At 69.7% G+C, this 17,076-nt stretch carries 12 protein-coding genes; all 12 read right to left on the minus strand.

The window, feature by feature from the left end:
- Positions 1–35: 35 nt before the first annotated feature.
- The 12 genes from ACFOMD_RS15940 to kdpB all read right to left on the minus strand — a co-directional run bounded on the left by ACFOMD_RS15940 (position 36) and on the right by kdpB (position 17,075).
- A complete protein-coding gene (locus tag ACFOMD_RS15940) occupies positions 36–1,772 on the minus strand; it encodes a carboxypeptidase regulatory-like domain-containing protein (protein WP_380863147.1) in 1,737 nt (578 codons plus the stop codon).
- Positions 1,769–3,913, minus strand: coding sequence for a DUF4175 domain-containing protein (locus ACFOMD_RS15945; RefSeq protein ID WP_380863149.1), 2,145 nt, complete (start codon positions 3,911–3,913; stop codon positions 1,769–1,771). Before ACFOMD_RS15945 ends, ACFOMD_RS15940 begins: the two co-directional genes overlap by 4 nt.
- Positions 3,910–5,031, minus strand: a complete 1,122-nt coding sequence (locus ACFOMD_RS15950; protein WP_380863151.1) for a BatA domain-containing protein — start codon at positions 5,029–5,031, stop codon at positions 3,910–3,912. The genes ACFOMD_RS15945 and ACFOMD_RS15950 overlap by 4 nt, the downstream gene beginning before the upstream one ends.
- Entirely contained in the window at positions 5,031–5,912 is an 882-nt protein-coding gene (locus tag ACFOMD_RS15955) for a DUF58 domain-containing protein (protein ID WP_380863153.1), read from the minus strand. Before ACFOMD_RS15955 ends, ACFOMD_RS15950 begins: the two co-directional genes overlap by 1 nt.
- Before the next feature lie 19 nt (positions 5,913–5,931).
- A complete protein-coding gene (locus tag ACFOMD_RS15960; RefSeq protein ID WP_380863155.1) occupies positions 5,932–6,927 on the minus strand; it encodes an AAA family ATPase in 996 nt (331 codons plus the stop codon).
- The gene (locus tag ACFOMD_RS15965) at positions 6,924–7,637 is read right to left on the minus strand and encodes a DUF4159 domain-containing protein (protein WP_380863157.1); all 714 of its coding nucleotides are present in this window, start codon (positions 7,635–7,637) and stop codon (positions 6,924–6,926) included. The genes ACFOMD_RS15960 and ACFOMD_RS15965 overlap by 4 nt, the downstream gene beginning before the upstream one ends.
- 147 nt (positions 7,638–7,784) lie before the next feature.
- Positions 7,785–9,119, minus strand: a complete 1,335-nt coding sequence (locus ACFOMD_RS15970; RefSeq protein ID WP_380863159.1) for a TldD/PmbA family protein — start codon at positions 9,117–9,119, stop codon at positions 7,785–7,787.
- 15 nt (positions 9,120–9,134) lie between these two features.
- The gene (locus ACFOMD_RS15975) at positions 9,135–10,742 is read right to left on the minus strand and encodes a TldD/PmbA family protein (protein ID WP_380863161.1); all 1,608 of its coding nucleotides are present in this window, start codon (positions 10,740–10,742) and stop codon (positions 9,135–9,137) included.
- Positions 10,743–11,056: 314 nt separating this feature from the next.
- Positions 11,057–11,761, minus strand: a complete 705-nt coding sequence (locus ACFOMD_RS15980) for a response regulator (RefSeq protein ID WP_380863163.1) — start codon at positions 11,759–11,761, stop codon at positions 11,057–11,059.
- Positions 11,758–14,436 carry a DUF4118 domain-containing protein gene (locus tag ACFOMD_RS15985; protein ID WP_380863165.1) on the minus strand — a complete coding sequence of 893 codons (2,679 nt, stop codon included), beginning with the start codon at positions 14,434–14,436 and terminating at the stop codon, positions 11,758–11,760. Before ACFOMD_RS15985 ends, ACFOMD_RS15980 begins: the two co-directional genes overlap by 4 nt.
- A complete protein-coding gene (gene kdpC, locus ACFOMD_RS15990; RefSeq protein ID WP_380863167.1) occupies positions 14,433–15,023 on the minus strand; it encodes a potassium-transporting ATPase subunit KdpC in 591 nt (196 codons plus the stop codon). The genes ACFOMD_RS15985 and kdpC overlap by 4 nt, the downstream gene beginning before the upstream one ends.
- Positions 15,024–15,035: 12 nt before the next feature.
- A complete protein-coding gene (gene kdpB, locus ACFOMD_RS15995; RefSeq protein WP_380863169.1) occupies positions 15,036–17,075 on the minus strand; it encodes a potassium-transporting ATPase subunit KdpB in 2,040 nt (679 codons plus the stop codon).
- Position 17,076 lies beyond the last annotated feature (1 nt).

Genomic DNA, 17,076 nt, shown 5'->3' on the forward strand with positions numbered 1-17,076 from the left:
CTGTCGGCACGCGGTGCGCGCGCGAATTACATGAATCAGCTTTGGCTCGGCCCAGTCGGACGGTGTCCTGTCTTGGCACCGCGTCGCTCGAACCGCCAGAGCATGGCGCTGACCGCCACCCAACTCAGAAACCATGGCCATGACGCGCCGCGCCGCGTGGCGGTCATCGCGCCGGCGGCTGGCGGGTTATGAGCCACCGCAATTCGCTGCGTGCCGCCGCGGGCCTCGCCAGCACGCATCGCGGGCAAGGCATCGCTTGCTTCGACATGGAACGGCAGGCCGGCGGCGCCATCGCGCAGCAGGTGCCAGCCGCCTTCGGCCGGCCAGTAGGCTGCGCAGCCCGACGCGTTGGCGATGAGCCGGGCTGGCGTGGCAGATGGCGGCGTCACCGTCGCGGCGCGCGACACGCCGCACAGGCCCATCCGCTGTCCCGCGCGGGCGACGCCGTCGAGGCGAAGACCGGCGGCCGACCGCGGGCGGGACAGGACGGTAAGCGCACCGCTCCACAGTTCGGCGTAGCGGCCGGTACCGCCGGCGAGCGCCAGCGCGTAGCTGTCGGTGATCGGCCAAACCGCGACCCGTCCGCGCCCTTCCTGCCGCCACGACGCGACCGCCATATTCGTCGCGTCGCGCAGCAAGGGCACAAGATCGCGGCCGGTGCTGCGGATCGACCGGCGCGACAGGACACCATCGCCTGCCCGCAGTTTCGTCTCCGCCGCGTCCCCGCCACCCGTGACAGTGAAGCCGAGTGCGGCCCATTGGCGACGCGTCGCGTCGGGGAGCGGCCCGGTGACGCGCAGCAGCAACCCGAGGCCGCCGCGCACCGCGCCGACCAGCGCCGTTCGCTCGCCGGCGCCGAGCGCCGCCCAGCTGCGCTCGTCGAGGATCGCGACATCGAAACGCGCGAGGCTCGATGCCGTCAGCGCCACCGGCCCGTCGCCGATCGCGATGCCGCCGCCGGTTGGATAATGGGCGTGGATCGGCAGGCCCGCATCGGCCGCCCAGCGGCGCAGGAACTTCGGTTCGGGCCCCGGTGCGCCCGCGATCAGCAGCAGGCGGGGCTGCGCCGCTTCCACGACGACCAGCGGAACGTTCGCTTCTTCGATCGGTCGCCGGCTCGCGTCGCGCAGGCGGAGCTTGAACAGCGCCACGCCTGCCCCCCGCGCCGTTCCGCGCACGGTGAAATCGCCCGCCTCCGCCACCGGTGCGCTGTCGGCGAGGCGGCCGGCGGGATCGAGCAGTTCGACCGTGCCGGTCAGGCCAGCGACGCGGCCCGTTACCGCGAACGCCGCGCCCGGCGCCGCGGACGACGGAGGATCGAGACGAACGATACCGCGCGTCAGCGGTGCCGGGTCGAAGCTCAGGCGGAGCCCACGCGCCGCTTGCCCGTCGCGCGGCGGCAAGCCCTCACCGACGACGCGGACATGATCGACATCGGGATAGCGGCGCAGCGCCGTCGCGAGGTCGGGAACCCGTTCGACCGCGGCGCCGACATCGGCTTCGGGCAACGCCACGACATGCGTTCCCGCCGGCAGTCGCTCGGCGTTTCGCGTCGCGACCACCAGCGTTCCGGCCGGCGTGACCACCGCCGGCGGCATCAGCGTCAGATAGAGGAGCAACGCGCACAGCGGCTGCGCGGCGAGCAGCACGGCCAGCCGCCAGGTCGGCGCGCGCTCTTCCGCCGGCGCCCGCGCCTGCCAGCGCAGCAACCGCACCGCCGCGACCAGCACGGCCAGCCCGAGCAGCAGCGCGAGGAGCTGCGCGGCGCTCATTCGCCGCCCCGCAGCGCATCGAGATAGCGGCGGCCGGCGGCATCGCCGGCATCGCGGCGCGGCACCTGCGCGGTCGGCCGCGGCATCGCCGTCCACAACAGGCCGCGCAACCGCGCCCGGCACGACGTGCAGTTGGGCTCCTGCCGCACCGCGTCGATCGCGGCGACCAGCGCCAGCGGGTCGGCCAGCTTCGCCTCATTAGCACGCAGCCACAGTTCGAGCGCATCGAGCGGCGGGGCCTCCCGCCCCGGCAGTCCGGCGAGCGCCGCCCAGGCGCGGGCCGGCGCGGCATCGACCTGCGCCGGCGGCAGCGGCGGCAGCGGCCGGCGCTCGATGCCCTCGCGCTTGCCGGTCATCCGCCGCGTCTCGTCGATCGGCGGCAGCTCGGGGCCGACGCGCGCGAGGTAGATGCGCTGCGACTGCTGCACTTGCTTGATGAAGGCGAGCGCCTTGTAGGCGAAGGGCAGCGCCTGCTTCGGGTCACCCTGGCGGAGGTGCAGCTCCGACTGCCACATCTCGTCGAGCGCCTTTTTGAGGATGGCGCGGGTTTCCGGATCGATCAGCGTCGCCGCCTCGGACTCGTCATGCGTGTGGCCATAGGCGCCCATCACGTCGCCGGCATTTCCGAACGCTTGCGTTCCGCCTGTTGCCGACGACGCCGAACCGCCATGGTCATGCCCGTCGTCGGCGCTGTGGCCTTCTTTGGCCTCTTCGCCAGTCGCGGGCGCATCGTTGGTCGGCGGCGGTTCCGGCTCGCCTTCGGAGACCTCGCCGAGAAACTGGCCGTAGCGCAGGCGCAGCAGCCGCTGGTCGACGCCCAGCTTGTCCGAGCGTTCGAGGAAGGTGTCGGCGCTGAGCTGTCGCCGTTCGCGGAGCAGTTTCTCCGCATCGATGATGATCTGGCGCTGGCTGCGGAAATAGGCGGGCAGCGTCTTGCGCATCATCCCTTCGATGCCGTCGCCGGCCATCTCCATCTCTTTCGGCCAGCGCAGGATGACGCTCGGCCCGCGCACCACATGCGACGCCGGGCGGCGCAGGTCGCGGATCGTGAGTTGCGCGACGATGTCGTTGCCGCGCGCCAGGGCGAGCTGCCGGGGGTCGAGGCGGATCGCAAAGCGGCGGCGCTTGGCCTCGCCGCTGCCGGACAGTGTCAGCAAGCGCTCCTTGAAGCTGATATTCTCCCCCTCGCCTTCGGTCACGGTGACGCGCAGCGAAGCGGTCGGCGCGACGGCATAGTCGTCGGTCGCCTCGAACAGCAGCGGCCAGTCGGCCTGATCGGCGAGCAAAGTCACACTGCGCTCCGGCGCGATGACGCGCAGCCGCGGCGGCGCGTCGGGCGTGGCGTCGAGCCGGTGGAGCGGCGGCAGCGGCGGCCCCTCGCCGCCGGTCGGCACCACCCGATAGAGCGCCGAGCGGTCGAGGCGATGGCTCGCCGTCCATTCGTCACCGTTGCGCCGGAGCGCGAGCCGGCGCCCGTCATGAAACAGGATCGCGGCGGTGGCAGGCTGCGGATCGAAGCGCAGGCGCCAGCCAACCTGCGACCCCTGCGGCGCCCGCGCATCGAGCCGCGTTTCCGAGCGGGCGGGGAGGCCGGTGTAGGCGGGCGGGTCCAGCGACAGCCGTTGCGCGACCAGCCTCGGCACCCCCGGCGGCGGCGCAATCCCCTCACGCGCCGGGGCAAGTTCGGGAGGCGTCGCCATCGACGGCAGCAGCAGCGCCAGCAAGACAACAGCGACACCGCCGGCCCACGCCGCTGCCAGCACCCGGCCGCGCCATGCCGGACGCAGCGCAGCGCCATCCTCGCCGGAGAGCCGCTGCTCCAGCCGCTCCCGCTGAAGCCGTTGCAAGGGGCCGAGTGTAGCGGGATCGGCGAGCAGCAGGCCGGCGCTGTCTTCAGCGTCGGGCCGCAGCGTATCGAGCCGCCGGACGAGCCATTGATCGTCGTAGCGCTGCGCGCGCAACAAGGCGGCGAGGGCCAGCGCGACGATGCCGATCGCTGCAACCACCATCGCGACGGTCGAGCCGCTCAAGCGCCACGCCAGCGCGGCGGCGGCCAGCACCAACGGTATGCCGAGCAGCGCATCGCGCGTGACGCTGCGCACCCGTGACGGGCGCAGCCAGATCGGCAACGCCGAACTCATGGTGCCACCCTCCGTGTGCGCCGCGTCGCCATCCAGCGTTCGACGATCAGCAGCGCGGCGATAAGCAGCGCCAGCCACGGCTGTACCTCGCGCGCCGGTGGCACATAGCCGCTGGCCCCGCGCAGCGGCGCGACATCGGCGGCGAACGCCTGCGTCGGTGGCGGCGGCGCGTCGGCGAGCAGCGCGCGCAGGCGCTGCGGGAAATCAGGTTCGAGAAGCGCCGGCATCGCCGCCGGGGCGAGCGGTTGCGTGAGCTGCAACAGGCGCCCGCGCCCGCGCGAAACTTCGGTGGCGATGTCGCCGCGTGTGCCGCCCGCCATATCGACATTGGTCGACATACCGATCAGCGCGGTGCCGCCCGCCTTGACCCAGCTATGGACTGCGGCCGGAAGGTCGCCCGGCACCAGCCATACCAGCACCTCGGAGCGCGCCGGCAGCGGCGCATCCGCCGACGCCGCCGCATAGCGAAGCGGCTGGTCCGGCGCCTGCCAAGCGACCGCCGCCGCTCGCAGATAGCGCAGGGTGTTCGCCTCGCCGGCGGCATAGCGAACGGCCAGCGACGGGGGCGGTGCCGCCGCGACGGTGGCGGCCTGCATCGTACCGGCGCGCACCACCCACTCAACCTCGCGCGTCAGCCGCAACCGTTCGCTGTCGAGCCCCGCCAATCGCTCCGGCACCACCACTGTCAATGGTGCACCAGCCGGCAGCTCGGCATCGAGCTGACGGACCAGGCTCGCGACCGATCCGGCGGGCGGCGGCGTCGCGGTCAGCGGCGGGAAGCCCGGCGCCAGCCAGCGCCGCTCGGCGTCGTCGGCGAGGGTCAGGCCGCTTACATCGACGCCCGGCACGACCGCCACCCACGGCGTCGCATCGGCCGTATCGCGCAGCACCGGCCGCGCGAGCCACAGCGCCGCAAGCGCGATGAGCAGCAGGCGGACCAGCAGCAGCGGCCATTCGTCGAAACGCAGCCGCTGGCGCGGCTTCGGCCGGCGGTCGAGCCAGCGTAGCGCCGCGAACTCGGTCAGGGTCGCTTCGCTGCGCCGTGCAAGATGGACCAGCGCCGGCAACGCCAGCGCCGCCAACGCGAACAGGGCTGCGGGCAACAGGAAGGCCAGCATCAGCCGCGCCCGCCGAACAACCGCTGCAACGGCAGGTCGGGCGCCTCATCGAGGATGTGCGCCGCATGGCGGATGCCCGCCGCATCGAAGCGCGCGTCGAGCGCGGCGCGCGCAGCGGCGAAGCGCGCGATGAAGTCGTCGCGCATCGCGCGGCCGTCACCGATCAGCTCATCGCCAGTCTCGGGATCGCGGAACTTGCGGCCGTCGCTGAACGGGAAGTCGCGTTCCTCGGCGGTCAGCAGCTGGATCGCTAGCGTCTCGCGCCCCGCCGCCGCCAGCCGCTCGACCAGCGCCACCGCACCGTCGTCGAAACAGTCGCTGAGCAGGACGACGAGGTCCCGCGCCGCCACCCGCTCCCACAGCGCCGCGAGGCGATCGGGCGCCGGGAAACCGCCGCCGGCCGCCAGCCGGTGAAGCTCGATCAGCAGCCGGTCGCGATGGCGCGGCCCGCTGCCGGGCGGCACCATGCGCAGGCCGTCTTCATGCAGCGCGATAAGGCCGAAGCGGTCACCCTCGGCGATCGCCAGCTCCGCGAGGCAGGCGGCGAGCGTTCGCGCCGCATCGAGCCGCGCATAACCGGGCCGGGCCGCATCGCCCTGCCCCATCGAGGCGCTGAGATCGATGAGGACCCACAAGGTCAGCGGGCTTTCGCGCTCCGCTTCGCGCACGAAAAATTTGTCCGACCGGGCATAGAGCTTCCAGTCGATCTGGCGCGGTTCGTCGCCCTGTTCGTAGGCGCGATATTGCGCGAACTCGAGGCCGCTGCCCCGGCTGCGGCTCCGATGTGCGCCGATCCCCTGCACGCCGACGGCGCGGCGCGCGGCCAGGCGCAGCCGTTTCAGCCGGCTGCGCACGCCCGGAGGGATCAGGTCGTCGCTCATCGATGCGCTCCGCCCGCCCTCAGGCGGGGAAGGGAACGCCGCGCAGCAGCGCCGCGATGACGTCGTCCGCCGTGCGCCCTTCGGCCTCGGCGGCGAAGGACAGCAGGAAGCGGTGGCGCATCACCGGCGCGGCAAGCGCGATCACGTCGTCGCGTGTCGCCGCCAGCCGGCCCTGCAGCAGCGCGCGGGCCTTGGCGGCGAGGATCAGCGACTGGCCGGCGCGCGGCCCCGCGCCCCAGCGCACATAGCTGCGCACTTCCGCCGGCGAGTCAGCGCCCGGCCGGCTGGCGCGCACCAGCCGCGCGACCCAGCGCAGCACATCGTCGCCGACATGCACGTCACGCACCCACCCCTGCAGCGCCAGAATGTCGGCCGCCTGCATCACCTGCGGCACGTCCGCCGGCTTGTTGCCGGTGGTCTGCGCGATGATCGCGATCTCCTCCGCCTCGGTCGGATAGTCGACGCGGATGTGGAGGAGGAAACGGTCGAGCTGCGCTTCCGGAAGCGGGAAGGTGCCGGCCTGTTCGAGCGGGTTCTGCGTCGCCAGCACGAAGAACGGCCGCGGCAGTTCGTGCGTCTGGCCGGCGTAGCTGACGGTGCGTTCTTGCATCGCCTCCAGCAGCGCCGCTTGCGTCTTCGGCGGCGTGCGGTTCAATTCGTCGGCGAGCAGCAGGTTGGTGAACACCGGCCCCTTCTGGAAGCGGAAGTGACGGTAGCCGGTGCCGTGATCCTCCTCCAGCAGCTCGGTGCCGAGGATGTCGCTCGGCATGAGGTCGGGGGTGAACTGCACCCGGCGGAAGTCGAGCTCCAGCGCCTGGCCGAGCGAGCGGACCAGCAGGGTCTTGCCGAGGCCGGGCACGCCTTCCAGCAGACAGTGCCCGCCGGCGAACAGCCCGGTGAGCAATTGCTCGACGACCTCTTCCTGGCCGACCACGGCCTGGGCGATGGCGGCGCGTAGCGCGCCCAGGCGCGACAGCCGCTCGGCGATCTGCGCTTCGGTGACAGGCTGGCTCATGCGGTTAGCGCGTACATCACGATGTTGACCCCGAACTTGGTGTTGTCTTCGGCAAGGAAGCGCTTGTTGCGCCAGTCATAGTCCCACTCGCAGCCGTAATCCTTGTTGCTGTAGAGCAGGCCGAGCCGGCCGCCGATCTCGATGCCCTTGATATAATCGTGGACAAGATCGTCGCCCCACCCGTTCAGCTCGAACGAGGTGGCGGGCGGGCCGTCGAACTTGAAGAAGCTGCGGTAGATCGGATGCGCCGCCGGCAGCTTCTTCATCGCCGCGGCCCCGAAGATCGACGCCATCTCCCGCTCGAACGACTTCGCGAACAGACCGTCGATGTCGTGGTTGCAGTCGTCGACGAACACGAAGCCGCCGTTCCGCACATAGCGTTCGAAGTTGCGCCGTTCCGCCGGGTTGAACTCGACCAGCTTGTGGCCCGCCAGATAGCAGAAGGGCGCGGTGAGCATCTTCGGGTCGGCCAGTTCGACCACATGCTCCTTCGGGTCGACCCTCAACGTCGTATAGTCAATCAGCGAGGTGATGAGGTTCGACGGCATGCGCTGGTCGACGTCCCAATCGCCCGAGTCATACTTCAGCCGGGTGAACCAGAAGTCGTAGGCCGGCGCGGCATTCAGCCGGCCGGAAAGCGCGGCTGCGGCTAGGCCTCCGGCGATCCAGCGCAGGAATTGCGCACGGGAAAGATGGTTCTGGTTCGGCATCAGATTGTTCGATGAACCCCTCTCCCTGAAGGGGAGAGGGAGGGGCCCGGCGCAGCCGGGAGGGAGAGGGCGGTTCGGCAGCTTGCGCCGCCCTCGGACCACCCTCTCCCCAACCCCTCTCCCCTCCAGGGAGAGGGGCTCACCATATCAGACCGCGTCCGACAGCGAGGTGAAGGTGAAGTCGCGCAGGCGCATCGGCGGCAACATCATCACGAAGTCGGACTCGTCACCGGCGACGCGCACCGGCTTTCCGAGTTCGTTGATGTTGTTGAGCATGATCACCGGCGATTCATTGAAGCGGAAGTTCTTCACCGGGTGCTTGATCTGTCCGTTCTCGATGTAGAATGTCCCGTCGCGCGTCAGGCCGGTCAGCAGCACGGTCTGCGGATCGACCATGCGGATGTACCAGGTGCGGGTGACGAGGATGCCGCGCTGCGTGCCGGCGATCAGTTCGGCGGTCGACTTGGTGCCGCCCGACATCAGCAGATTGCCCGGTTGCCCGACTGCGCGCTTGCCCTGCTTCTGAGCCCAGTAGCGCGAGTAGTCGAGGTTCATCACCTTGCCCTTCTCGACGATCGCCGTGCGCTCGCGCGGCAGGCCGTTCTGGTCCCACGGCATCACCGCGGCGCCCGGCGCCCAGGGGTCGGCGTAGATGTTGACGCGCGGGTCGTAGACCTGCTCGCCGATCTTGTTGCCGCCGCCCTTCTTCGACAGGAAGCTGCGCCCCTCATCCGCCTGACGCGCATCGAAGAAGCGCATCATGAACGAAACGAGGCCGGCGACCGCCGCCGGCTCGAGGATCACGGTGTATTTGCCCGGCTCCAGCGCCTTGGCATCGGCCGAAGCCGCTGCCTTCCGCATCGCAGTCTGCACGTCGCTGCCGGCGTTGAACGCCGCCGAATCCTGCAGGCCCCGGCCGACCCAGCCCGACCCGCGGCCATCCTCGGTTCGGACGGTGCAGGTGTAGTTGAGGCTGGTGGCGCGCTGATAGCCGAAGTTGCCGTTCGAGTTGGCGAAAGCGACGAAGCTCTGGCCGTCGAGCAGGAAACCCGCGGCGATCAGCTTTTCATTGCGGCAGGGCGTGATCGAATCCGCCGCCACCTTGGCGCGATATTCGGGCGTGATCGCCGCGGTCGACGCGCTGAACGTGTCGCTCGGCTTGTAGGTCTGCTTGGCGACCGCCGGTACGAACTCGGGATTCTCGGGCGCGAGGCGCGCGAGATCCTCGGCCCGACGCACCACGCGTTCGAGCGCGGCATCGTCGAACTGGTTGATCGTCGCGATGCCGACGCGCTTGCCGAACGCGACCTGGACGCCCAGTTCGCTGTCGTTGACGATGCCGCTGGTCGACACGTTGTTGAGCGCGAAGCGGATGTTGCCGTTGGTCGAGCCGGTGAGCTGCGCGGTGCACTCGTCGGCCTTGGACAGCGCCACGACCTTGGTGAGGATCGCGCGCGCCTGCTCTTCGGTGAGGATGCTCATGTTCAGGTCTCCGGATCAGCCGAGCGAGCGGGCGGTGTTGATGACGTTGATGCCGTTGAAGCGCGCGGTCGAAGACCCGTGCGACACCGCCGACGACTGACTGGGCTGACCCTTGCCGTCGAAGAAGGAGCCGCCAAGACGATAATCGCTCTCGTCGCACACCGCCGCGCAGGCATTCCAGAATTCCGGGGTGCGGATCTGGTAGGCCACGTCCTCGATCATCCGGGTGATCTTGCCCTGCTTGATCTCGTAGAAGAGCTGGCCGCCGAACTGGGCGTTGTAGCGCTGCTGGTCGATCGAGAACGACCCGTCGCCGACGATGTAGATGCCGTTCTCGACATTCTTGATCATGTCCGCGACCGACAGCTTGGTCTTGCCGGCCTCGAGCGAGACATTGGCCATGCGCTGGAACTGCACGCTCGACCAGCTGTCGGCGTAGCAGCAGCCGTCCGACTCCTTCTTGCCGACGATGTGCGCCTGGTCGCGAATGGTCTGATAGTCGACGAGCTTGCCGTCGCGGATCAGGTCCCACTTCTTGGTCTTCACGCCCTCATCGTCGTAGCCAACGCCGCCGAGGCTGCCCGGCGCGGTCTTGTCGGCGGTGAGGTTGACGATCGGGCTGCCGTACTGGAAGCGCGCATCGCGCTTGTCCATCGTGGCAAAGCTGGTGCCGGCGTAGTTCGCCTCATAGCCGAGCACGCGGTCGAGCTCGAGCGGGTGACCCACGGACTCGTGGATCGTCAGCCAGGTGTGCGAGGGGTCGAGGACCAGGTCATACTTGCCCGGCTTCACCGAAGGCGCGCTGAGCTTCTCGCGCGCCTGACGGGCGGCGGCGACGGCGTCCTCCTTCATATCGTAGGACATGCCGTAGTTCACCACGCCGTTCGGCGAGATGAACTTCTGCGACTTGTCGCCGTCGAGATATTCGAAGCCGAGGCCCATCGGTGCCGACAGGCCGTCGCGGGTGCGGAACTTGCCGGTCGTCTTGTCGACCGCGGTCACCGTCAGCGGCGCCCAGATGCGGTGCACGTCCTGGTCGATATACGAGCCGTCGGTGCTGGCGAAATACTTCTGTTCGTTCACGAGGAAGAGCAGCGAGTTGATAAAATTGGCGCCGGCGGCGAGCGTCGCGGCGTTGACGTCGAGCAGCAGGTCCGCCTTTTCCTTCAGCGGCACCTCCATCGCGTTCTTCTTGATCGGCGTCTTCCACGACACCTCGCCAAGCCCCGGCGTCGGCGCGAGCTGCACCGGCGAGGTCTGGCTCTTCGCGTTGGCCTTGGCGATCGCCGCCGCCTGCCGCGCCGCGGTTGCCACACCCTCAGGCGTGAGCTCGTTGGTCGCAGCGAAGCCCCACGCCCCATCGGCAAGAACGCGGATGCCGACCCCGGTCGACTCGGTGTTGACGACGTTTTCGATATGCGCGTCGCGGGTGATGACGAACTGGCGCAGATAGCGGCCGACGCGAACGTCGCAATAGCTGCAACCCGCGGTCTTCGCCGTGTTGAGAGCGGCGTCCGCAAGCCGCTTCTTGAAGGCGATGTCGAGCGTGCCGAGCAGTTGCTCTGCCGCGATCGCCTTGCCGAACACGGACGGCAGCGCCGCGCCGCCGATGCCGAGACCCATCAGGGTTATGAAATCACGTCTGTGCAAGCGTTCCTCCACCGATGCGTCCCGTCCGCCGACAGGCCCGAAGCGTTACAATTTGTATGGCGGAGCCCCCCAAGGGCCAGTCAAGCGATCTTCATCAACGAACCGACCAGCGTCAAACTCAATTCGACAAGCTACACTCGCTCGTCATACCCATTTTGGGGAATGACGAACGTCCCGGGGGCAGCCAGCCTGCTGAGCGGCTTTCACGCCACCGCCGGGGTTAGCCACTGGCATCCACCATGTTCCCAAGGGCGTGGCAGCGATGCGGGGCCTTTTCCTTAGCGGCGCTATCCTTCCGACGCTGCCCCGTTCAGCCGGTAACCGACGCCCGGCTCATTGCTGATGATGCCGGGTTCTCCCGGCCGCTCGCGGAGCTTCTGGCGGATGCCGCGCACCGCGACGCGCAGGTATTCGACATCGCGCTCGTGCGCCGGGCCCCAGATGGCGCGCAGCAATTGCGCGTGGGTCATCACGCGCCCCGGGTGCTTCGCCAGTTCGGCGAGCACGCTATATTCCTTCGGCTTCAGGTGCACCGCCGCGCCGGCCGCCGCGACCCGCCGATTGACGAGATCGATCTCGACCTCGCCCGCCCTCACCACGCTGGCATCCACGCGATAGCGGGATCGCTGCCGCAGGGTCGCCCGCACCCGCGCCAGCAGCTCCTCGCTGTCAAACGGCTTGGTGACATAGTCGTCGGCGCCGAGATCGAGGGCGGCCACCTTTTCGTCGGTCGCCTCGCGCGCCGAGACGATCAGGATCGCGGCGTCGGAGCGCGCGCGCAGCGACGGCAGCAACTCCAGGCCGTCGCGATCGGGAAGGCCGAGGTCGAGCAGGATCACCTCGGGATGGCGTGCCTCGGCGACGTTCAGGGCCATCCGGGCGTTCTCGGCTTCGATCACCGCATAGCCGCCGCGTTCCAGCGCACCGCGGAGCAGGCGGCGGATGCCGGCTTCGTCATCGACGATCAGGACGGTTGCCGTCGTGTTGCTCATGCGTCCTCATCGCGAACCGAGACCAGAAGCGCTGCCGGTACGTGAAGGGTGAAAATCGCGCCAGGCGGCTCGATGCGGTTGCGCGCCTCGATGGTCAGCCCCATCGCCTCGGCGAAGCCCTTGACGATCGCGAGGCCAAGGCCGGTGCCGCCTTTCGAGCGATCGGAGCCTTCGATGCGCGCGAAGGTCTCGAACACGTCCGCCTCGCGCCCCGGCGGCAGTCCCGGCCCCTGGTCGATCACCGACAAGGTCAGCTCATCGCGCAGTCGCGCGGCGGCGATGGTGATCACCGTCCCCGGATCGGCATATTTGCCGGCGTTGTCGAGCAGGTTGATCAGGCAGTGATGGAAGAGCTGCGCGTCGACCCGCACCAGCGGCAGATTGGGCGCGACGTCGAGATTGATCGGGTGGCCGGTGAGCGAGCGCCGCACCTCGTGCACCGCGCTGCCCACCGCATCGGTCAGGTCGGTGGCCTCCAGATTGAGGCGCAGCGCACCGGCCTCGACGCGCGCCATGTCGAGCAGATTGGCGATGAAGCGGTTGAGCCGTCGCGCCTCGGCTTCCAGCGCATCGATCGTCGCGCTGTCGCGTCCCAGCTCGCTTCGCAGTTCGGCGACAGAGCCGAGGATGGCGGTAAGCGGTGTGCGAAGATCGTGGCCGACGGACGACAGCAGCGCCGCGCGCAGCCGGTCGCGCTCGCGCAGTTGCGCCACGTCCCGCATTTCATCGCCGAGGCGGATGCGTTCCAGCGCCAGCGCCGATTGGTCGAGCAGGCTCATCAGCAGCGGCAGCTGATCGGATCGTACGGGATCCTTGCCGTCTTCACGGGCGAGGCCGAGGACGCCGAGCGTGCGCTCACCAACTTTCAATGGATGAAAAAGCCAGTCGGCAGCGGGCAGCGTTTCGGAACCACGGCCCGCCGCCTGCCCCCGGTCCATCACCCACAGCGCGGCGGCCATCTCGATGCCGCTCATATTGTCTTCGGGCGGATAGGCGCCGCGCAGCACCAGCTCGCCATCCTCCGGCAGAAGGACGAGGGCGCGCAGATCGAACAGGCGCGCCACCTCGGCGCTGACGACGTGCGCCAGATCCTCCTCACTCGAAAGGCCGGTCAACTGCCGTGCAAAGCCGGCGAGCGCCGCGTTGATCCGTGCGCTGCCCGCCGCCAGCACCGCCTGTGCTCGCACCCGCGCGGCAAGCTGGCTGGTCGCGACCGCCACCCCGAGCAGGACCAGGACCGTCACCACATTCGACGGGTCCTGGATGGTGAAGGTGTAGAACGGCGGGATGAAGAAGAAATTATAGGCGGCCGACGAGGCGAGCCCCGCGAACAGCCCGGTGCGCAGGCCATACAGAGTCGCGGCGGTCATCACCGGCAGCAGGTAGAGCAGCGCGAGGTTGGTGAGGTTGCCGAGCGCGAAGAGGCCGCTGCCGAGCAAGGTCACCGCCGCCACCATCGCCAGCGCCACCGCATAACCGATCGGCGCCCCCCATTCGGCGGAGTTGCGGCGCGTCGATATCGGCGGCGTCGGCCCGCCGTCGAACGGCAATACGTGCACCGCGACGCCCGGTGTCTCGCGCACCAGCTGGTCAACCACCGATCCGTGGCGCAGCTCGAACCAGCGCGACCGCGCCGACTTGCCGACCACGATCTGCGTCGCGCGCGCTTCGGTGACGAAGCTCTTCAGCCCGTCGATCACCGAGGCGGCGGGCACCGAGGCGACGACGGCGCCCAATTGCGTCGCCAACTGCATCACCGTGGCGAGCCGCTGCCGCTCGGCATCGCCGAACCCCTGCGCACGCGGCGTGTCGATATGCACCGCCGTCCACGGCGCGCGCAGCGCATCGGCAAGGCGCTTGGTGGCGCGGACCAGCCCGTCGGCACCCGGCAGCTCGGAGATCGCGACGACCACCCGCTCGCCCGCCGCCCAGTTGCCGGCCAGCGCATGGGCGCGAACATAGTCGAGCATCTGCGCGTCGACTGCCTGCGCGGCGCGGCGCAGCGCCAGCTCGCGCAGCGCCGACAGGTTGGACTTGGAGAAGAAGTGGGTGAGCGCGCGCGTTGCCTCGGCGGGCACATAGACCTTGCCGTCGCGCAGGCGCTCGATCAGCTCGTCGGGCGGGATATCGACCAGCTCGACGTCGGCGTTGTCGAGCACGCCGTCGGGCACCGTCTCGCGCACCCGCACCCGCGTGAACGACGCGACGACGTCGTTCAGACTTTCGAGATGCTGGACGTTGAGCGTCGTGTAAACGTCGATGCCTGCCGCCAGCAGCTCCTCGACATCCTGATGGCGTTTCGGGTGGCGGCTGCCCGGCGCGTTGGTATGCGCGAACTCGTCGACGAGCACGAGTTGCGGCCGGCGCGTCAGGATGGCGTCGATGTCCATCTCGGCGAGGGTACGGCCCTGATAGTCGACCAATCGGCGCGGAATGATCTCAAGCCCCTGCGTCAGCGCCTCGGTCTCGGCACGGCCATGCGTCTCGACGATGCCGACCACCACGTCGATACCGGCGCGGCGGCGCGCGGCGCCGTCGGACAGCATCTCATAGGTCTTCCCGACGCCGGGTGCGGCGCCGAGGATCACCTTCAAACGCCCGCGGCCCTCCTGCGCGGCGGCGCGCAGGAAGGCCTCCGGGGCGGGACGTTCGGGGTCGGAGGCTCGGCCGTTCACCGCGCCGATTGTGCCCCGCGCGCGTCGAGCTGTCGATTGAGCAGCAGCACGTTGACCACCGGATCGCCCAGAAAGCCGAGCGTCGGCTGCTCGACGGCCGCTTCGACCATCGCTTCCGCCTCCGCCGGCGCCAACCCGCGAGCCGCGGCGACGCGCGCCACCTGCGACCGTGCGTTGGCCGGCGAGATATGCGGGTCGAGGCCGGAGCCGCTGGCAGTGACGCGGTCGGCCGGCACGGCGCCGGCGACACCTTCGGCGCGCGCCGTTGCCACGTCGTCGCGGATACGATCGGCGAGCGCCTGCGCGGTCGGGCCGAGGTTCGATCCCGACGAAGCGCCGGCGTCATAGCCGTCGCCCGCCGCCGAGGGCCGGCCGTGGAAATAGCCGGGGGCGGCGAAGCCCTGCCCGATCAGCGCCGAGCCGACGATGCGGTCACCCTCGCGGATCAGGCTGCCGTTGGCCTGCTTCGGGAACAGCGCCTGGCCGATGCCGAGGACGGCGAAGGGATAGGCGAGGCCGAGCAGCAGCGTGAACAGCAGGAGCAGCAGCAGCGCTGGGCGCAGGGCGGTTCGGAGTTCGGTGAACATTTCTCGGGTTCCTTAGGCGAGGCTGAGGCCGTTGACGGCAAGGTCGATCAGCTTGATGCCAATGAATGGCGCGATGAGACCGCCGAGGCCGTACACGGCGAGGTTGCGCGCGAGCAGCTGGCCCGCGCCGACCGGCCGATAGGCGACGCCTTTCAGCGCCAACGGTACCAGCAGCGGGATGATCAGCGCGTTGAAGATGATCGCCGACAGGATGGCGCTCTCGGTCGATTCCAGCCCCATGACGTTGAGCGCGCCAAGGCCGGGATAGAGCGCCACGAACATCGCCGGAATGATCGCGAAATATTTGGCGACATCGTTCGCCACCGAGAAGGTGGTGAGGCTGCCGCGCGTCATCAGCAGCTGCTTGCCGAGGCCGACGATCTCGATGAGCTTGGTCGGGTCGCTGTCGAGGTCGACCATGTTGCCCGCCTCGCGCGCCGCCTGCGTGCCGGTGTTCATGGCGACGCCGACATCGGACTGGGCGAGCGCAGGCGCGTCATTGGTGCCATCGCCGCACATGGCGACGAGCTTGCCGCCTTCCTGCTCGCGGCGGATCAGCGCCAGCTTGTCCTCGGGCGTCGCCTCGGCGAGGAAATCGTCGACGCCGGCCTCGGCCGCGATCGACGCGGCGGTCAGCGGATTGTCGCCGGTGATCATCACCGTGCGGATGCCCATGCGGCGCAGCTCGGCGAAGCGCTCGCGCACCCCCGCTTTCACGATGTCCTTCAGGTGGAGGACGCCGAGCAGCCGCCCGTCGCGCGCCACCGCCAGCGGCGTGCCGCCGGCGCGCGCGATCTCCTCGGTGGCGCGGCGCAGCTCGGTCGCGGCGGGACTCGCGGCGGCTTCCGGGTTCGCGCGCAGCACCGCGTCGACCGCGCCCTTCTGGATCAGCGAGCCGCCGATGCGCACGCCCGACAGGCGGGTCTGCGCGGTGAAGGGGATCACTTCCGCGTCGGCGGGCAGCGCGCTGTCGGCCACGCCGTATGTCTCGCGCGCCAGCAGCACGACCGAGCGGCCTTCCGGCGTCTCGTCGGCCAGGCTCGATAGATAGGCCGCCTCGGCCAGCTCGCCCGCGCTGGTGCCGCCGACCGCCTTGAACTCGGTCGCGTGGCGGTCACCGACGGTGATCGTGCCGGTCTTGTCGATGAGCAGCGTCGACACGTCGCCCGCCGCTTCGACGGCGCGGCCCGACTTCGCCAGCACGTTGAAGCGCACCAGCCGGTCCATGCCCGCGATGCCGATCGCCGACAGCAGCGCCGCGATCGTCGTCGGAATGAGCGTGATGAGCAGCGCCGCCAGCACCGTCACGGGGACGAGCCCGCCCGCGTAGATCGAGAAGCTCGGGATCGTCGCCACCGCGATCAGGAAGATGATGGTGAGGCCGACGAGCAGGATGGTGAGCGCGATCTCGTTCGGCGTCTTCTGGCGGCTGGCGCCTTCGACGAGCGCGATCATGCGGTCGAGAAACCCGTGCCCCGGATCGACGGTGACGCGTACCTTCACCTGATCGGAGATGACGCGCGTGCCCGCCGTCACCGCCGAGCGGTCGCCGCCCGCCTCGCGGATGACCGGCGCGGATTCGCCGGTAATCGCCGCTTCGTTGACGCTGGCGACGCCCTCGATCACCTCGCCGTCGGCGGGGATCAGGTCGCCGGTCTCGACCAGCACGACATCGCCCGCCTTCAGCGCGCTCGCCGGCACGCTTTCATACGCACCGCCGCCATTCTTGAGCCGCTTGGCGGTCAGTTCGGCCTTGGTGGCGCGCAGGCTCGCCGCCTGCGCCTTGCCGCGGCCTTCGGCCAGCGCCTCGGCGAAATTGCCGAACAGCACGGTCAGCCACAGCCAGAACACCAGTTGCGCCTGGAAAGCGAGACTGCCGCTGCCCTCGCCGAGCGCGAGGAGCAAGGTCAGCAGCACCGCCACCACCGCGGTGACGAACATCACCGGGTTGCGGATCAGGGTCGCGGGGTGGAGCTTGACGAAGGACTGGCCGATCGCCGGGCCGACGAGGGCCCAGCTGAACAGCGACTGCGTCTTGGGATGGTGGGTCATG

Origin of the sequence: Sphingoaurantiacus capsulatus (assembly GCF_042648405.1) — a bacterium.
Classification (GTDB): Bacteria; Pseudomonadota; Alphaproteobacteria; order Sphingomonadales; family Sphingomonadaceae; genus Sphingoaurantiacus; species Sphingoaurantiacus capsulatus.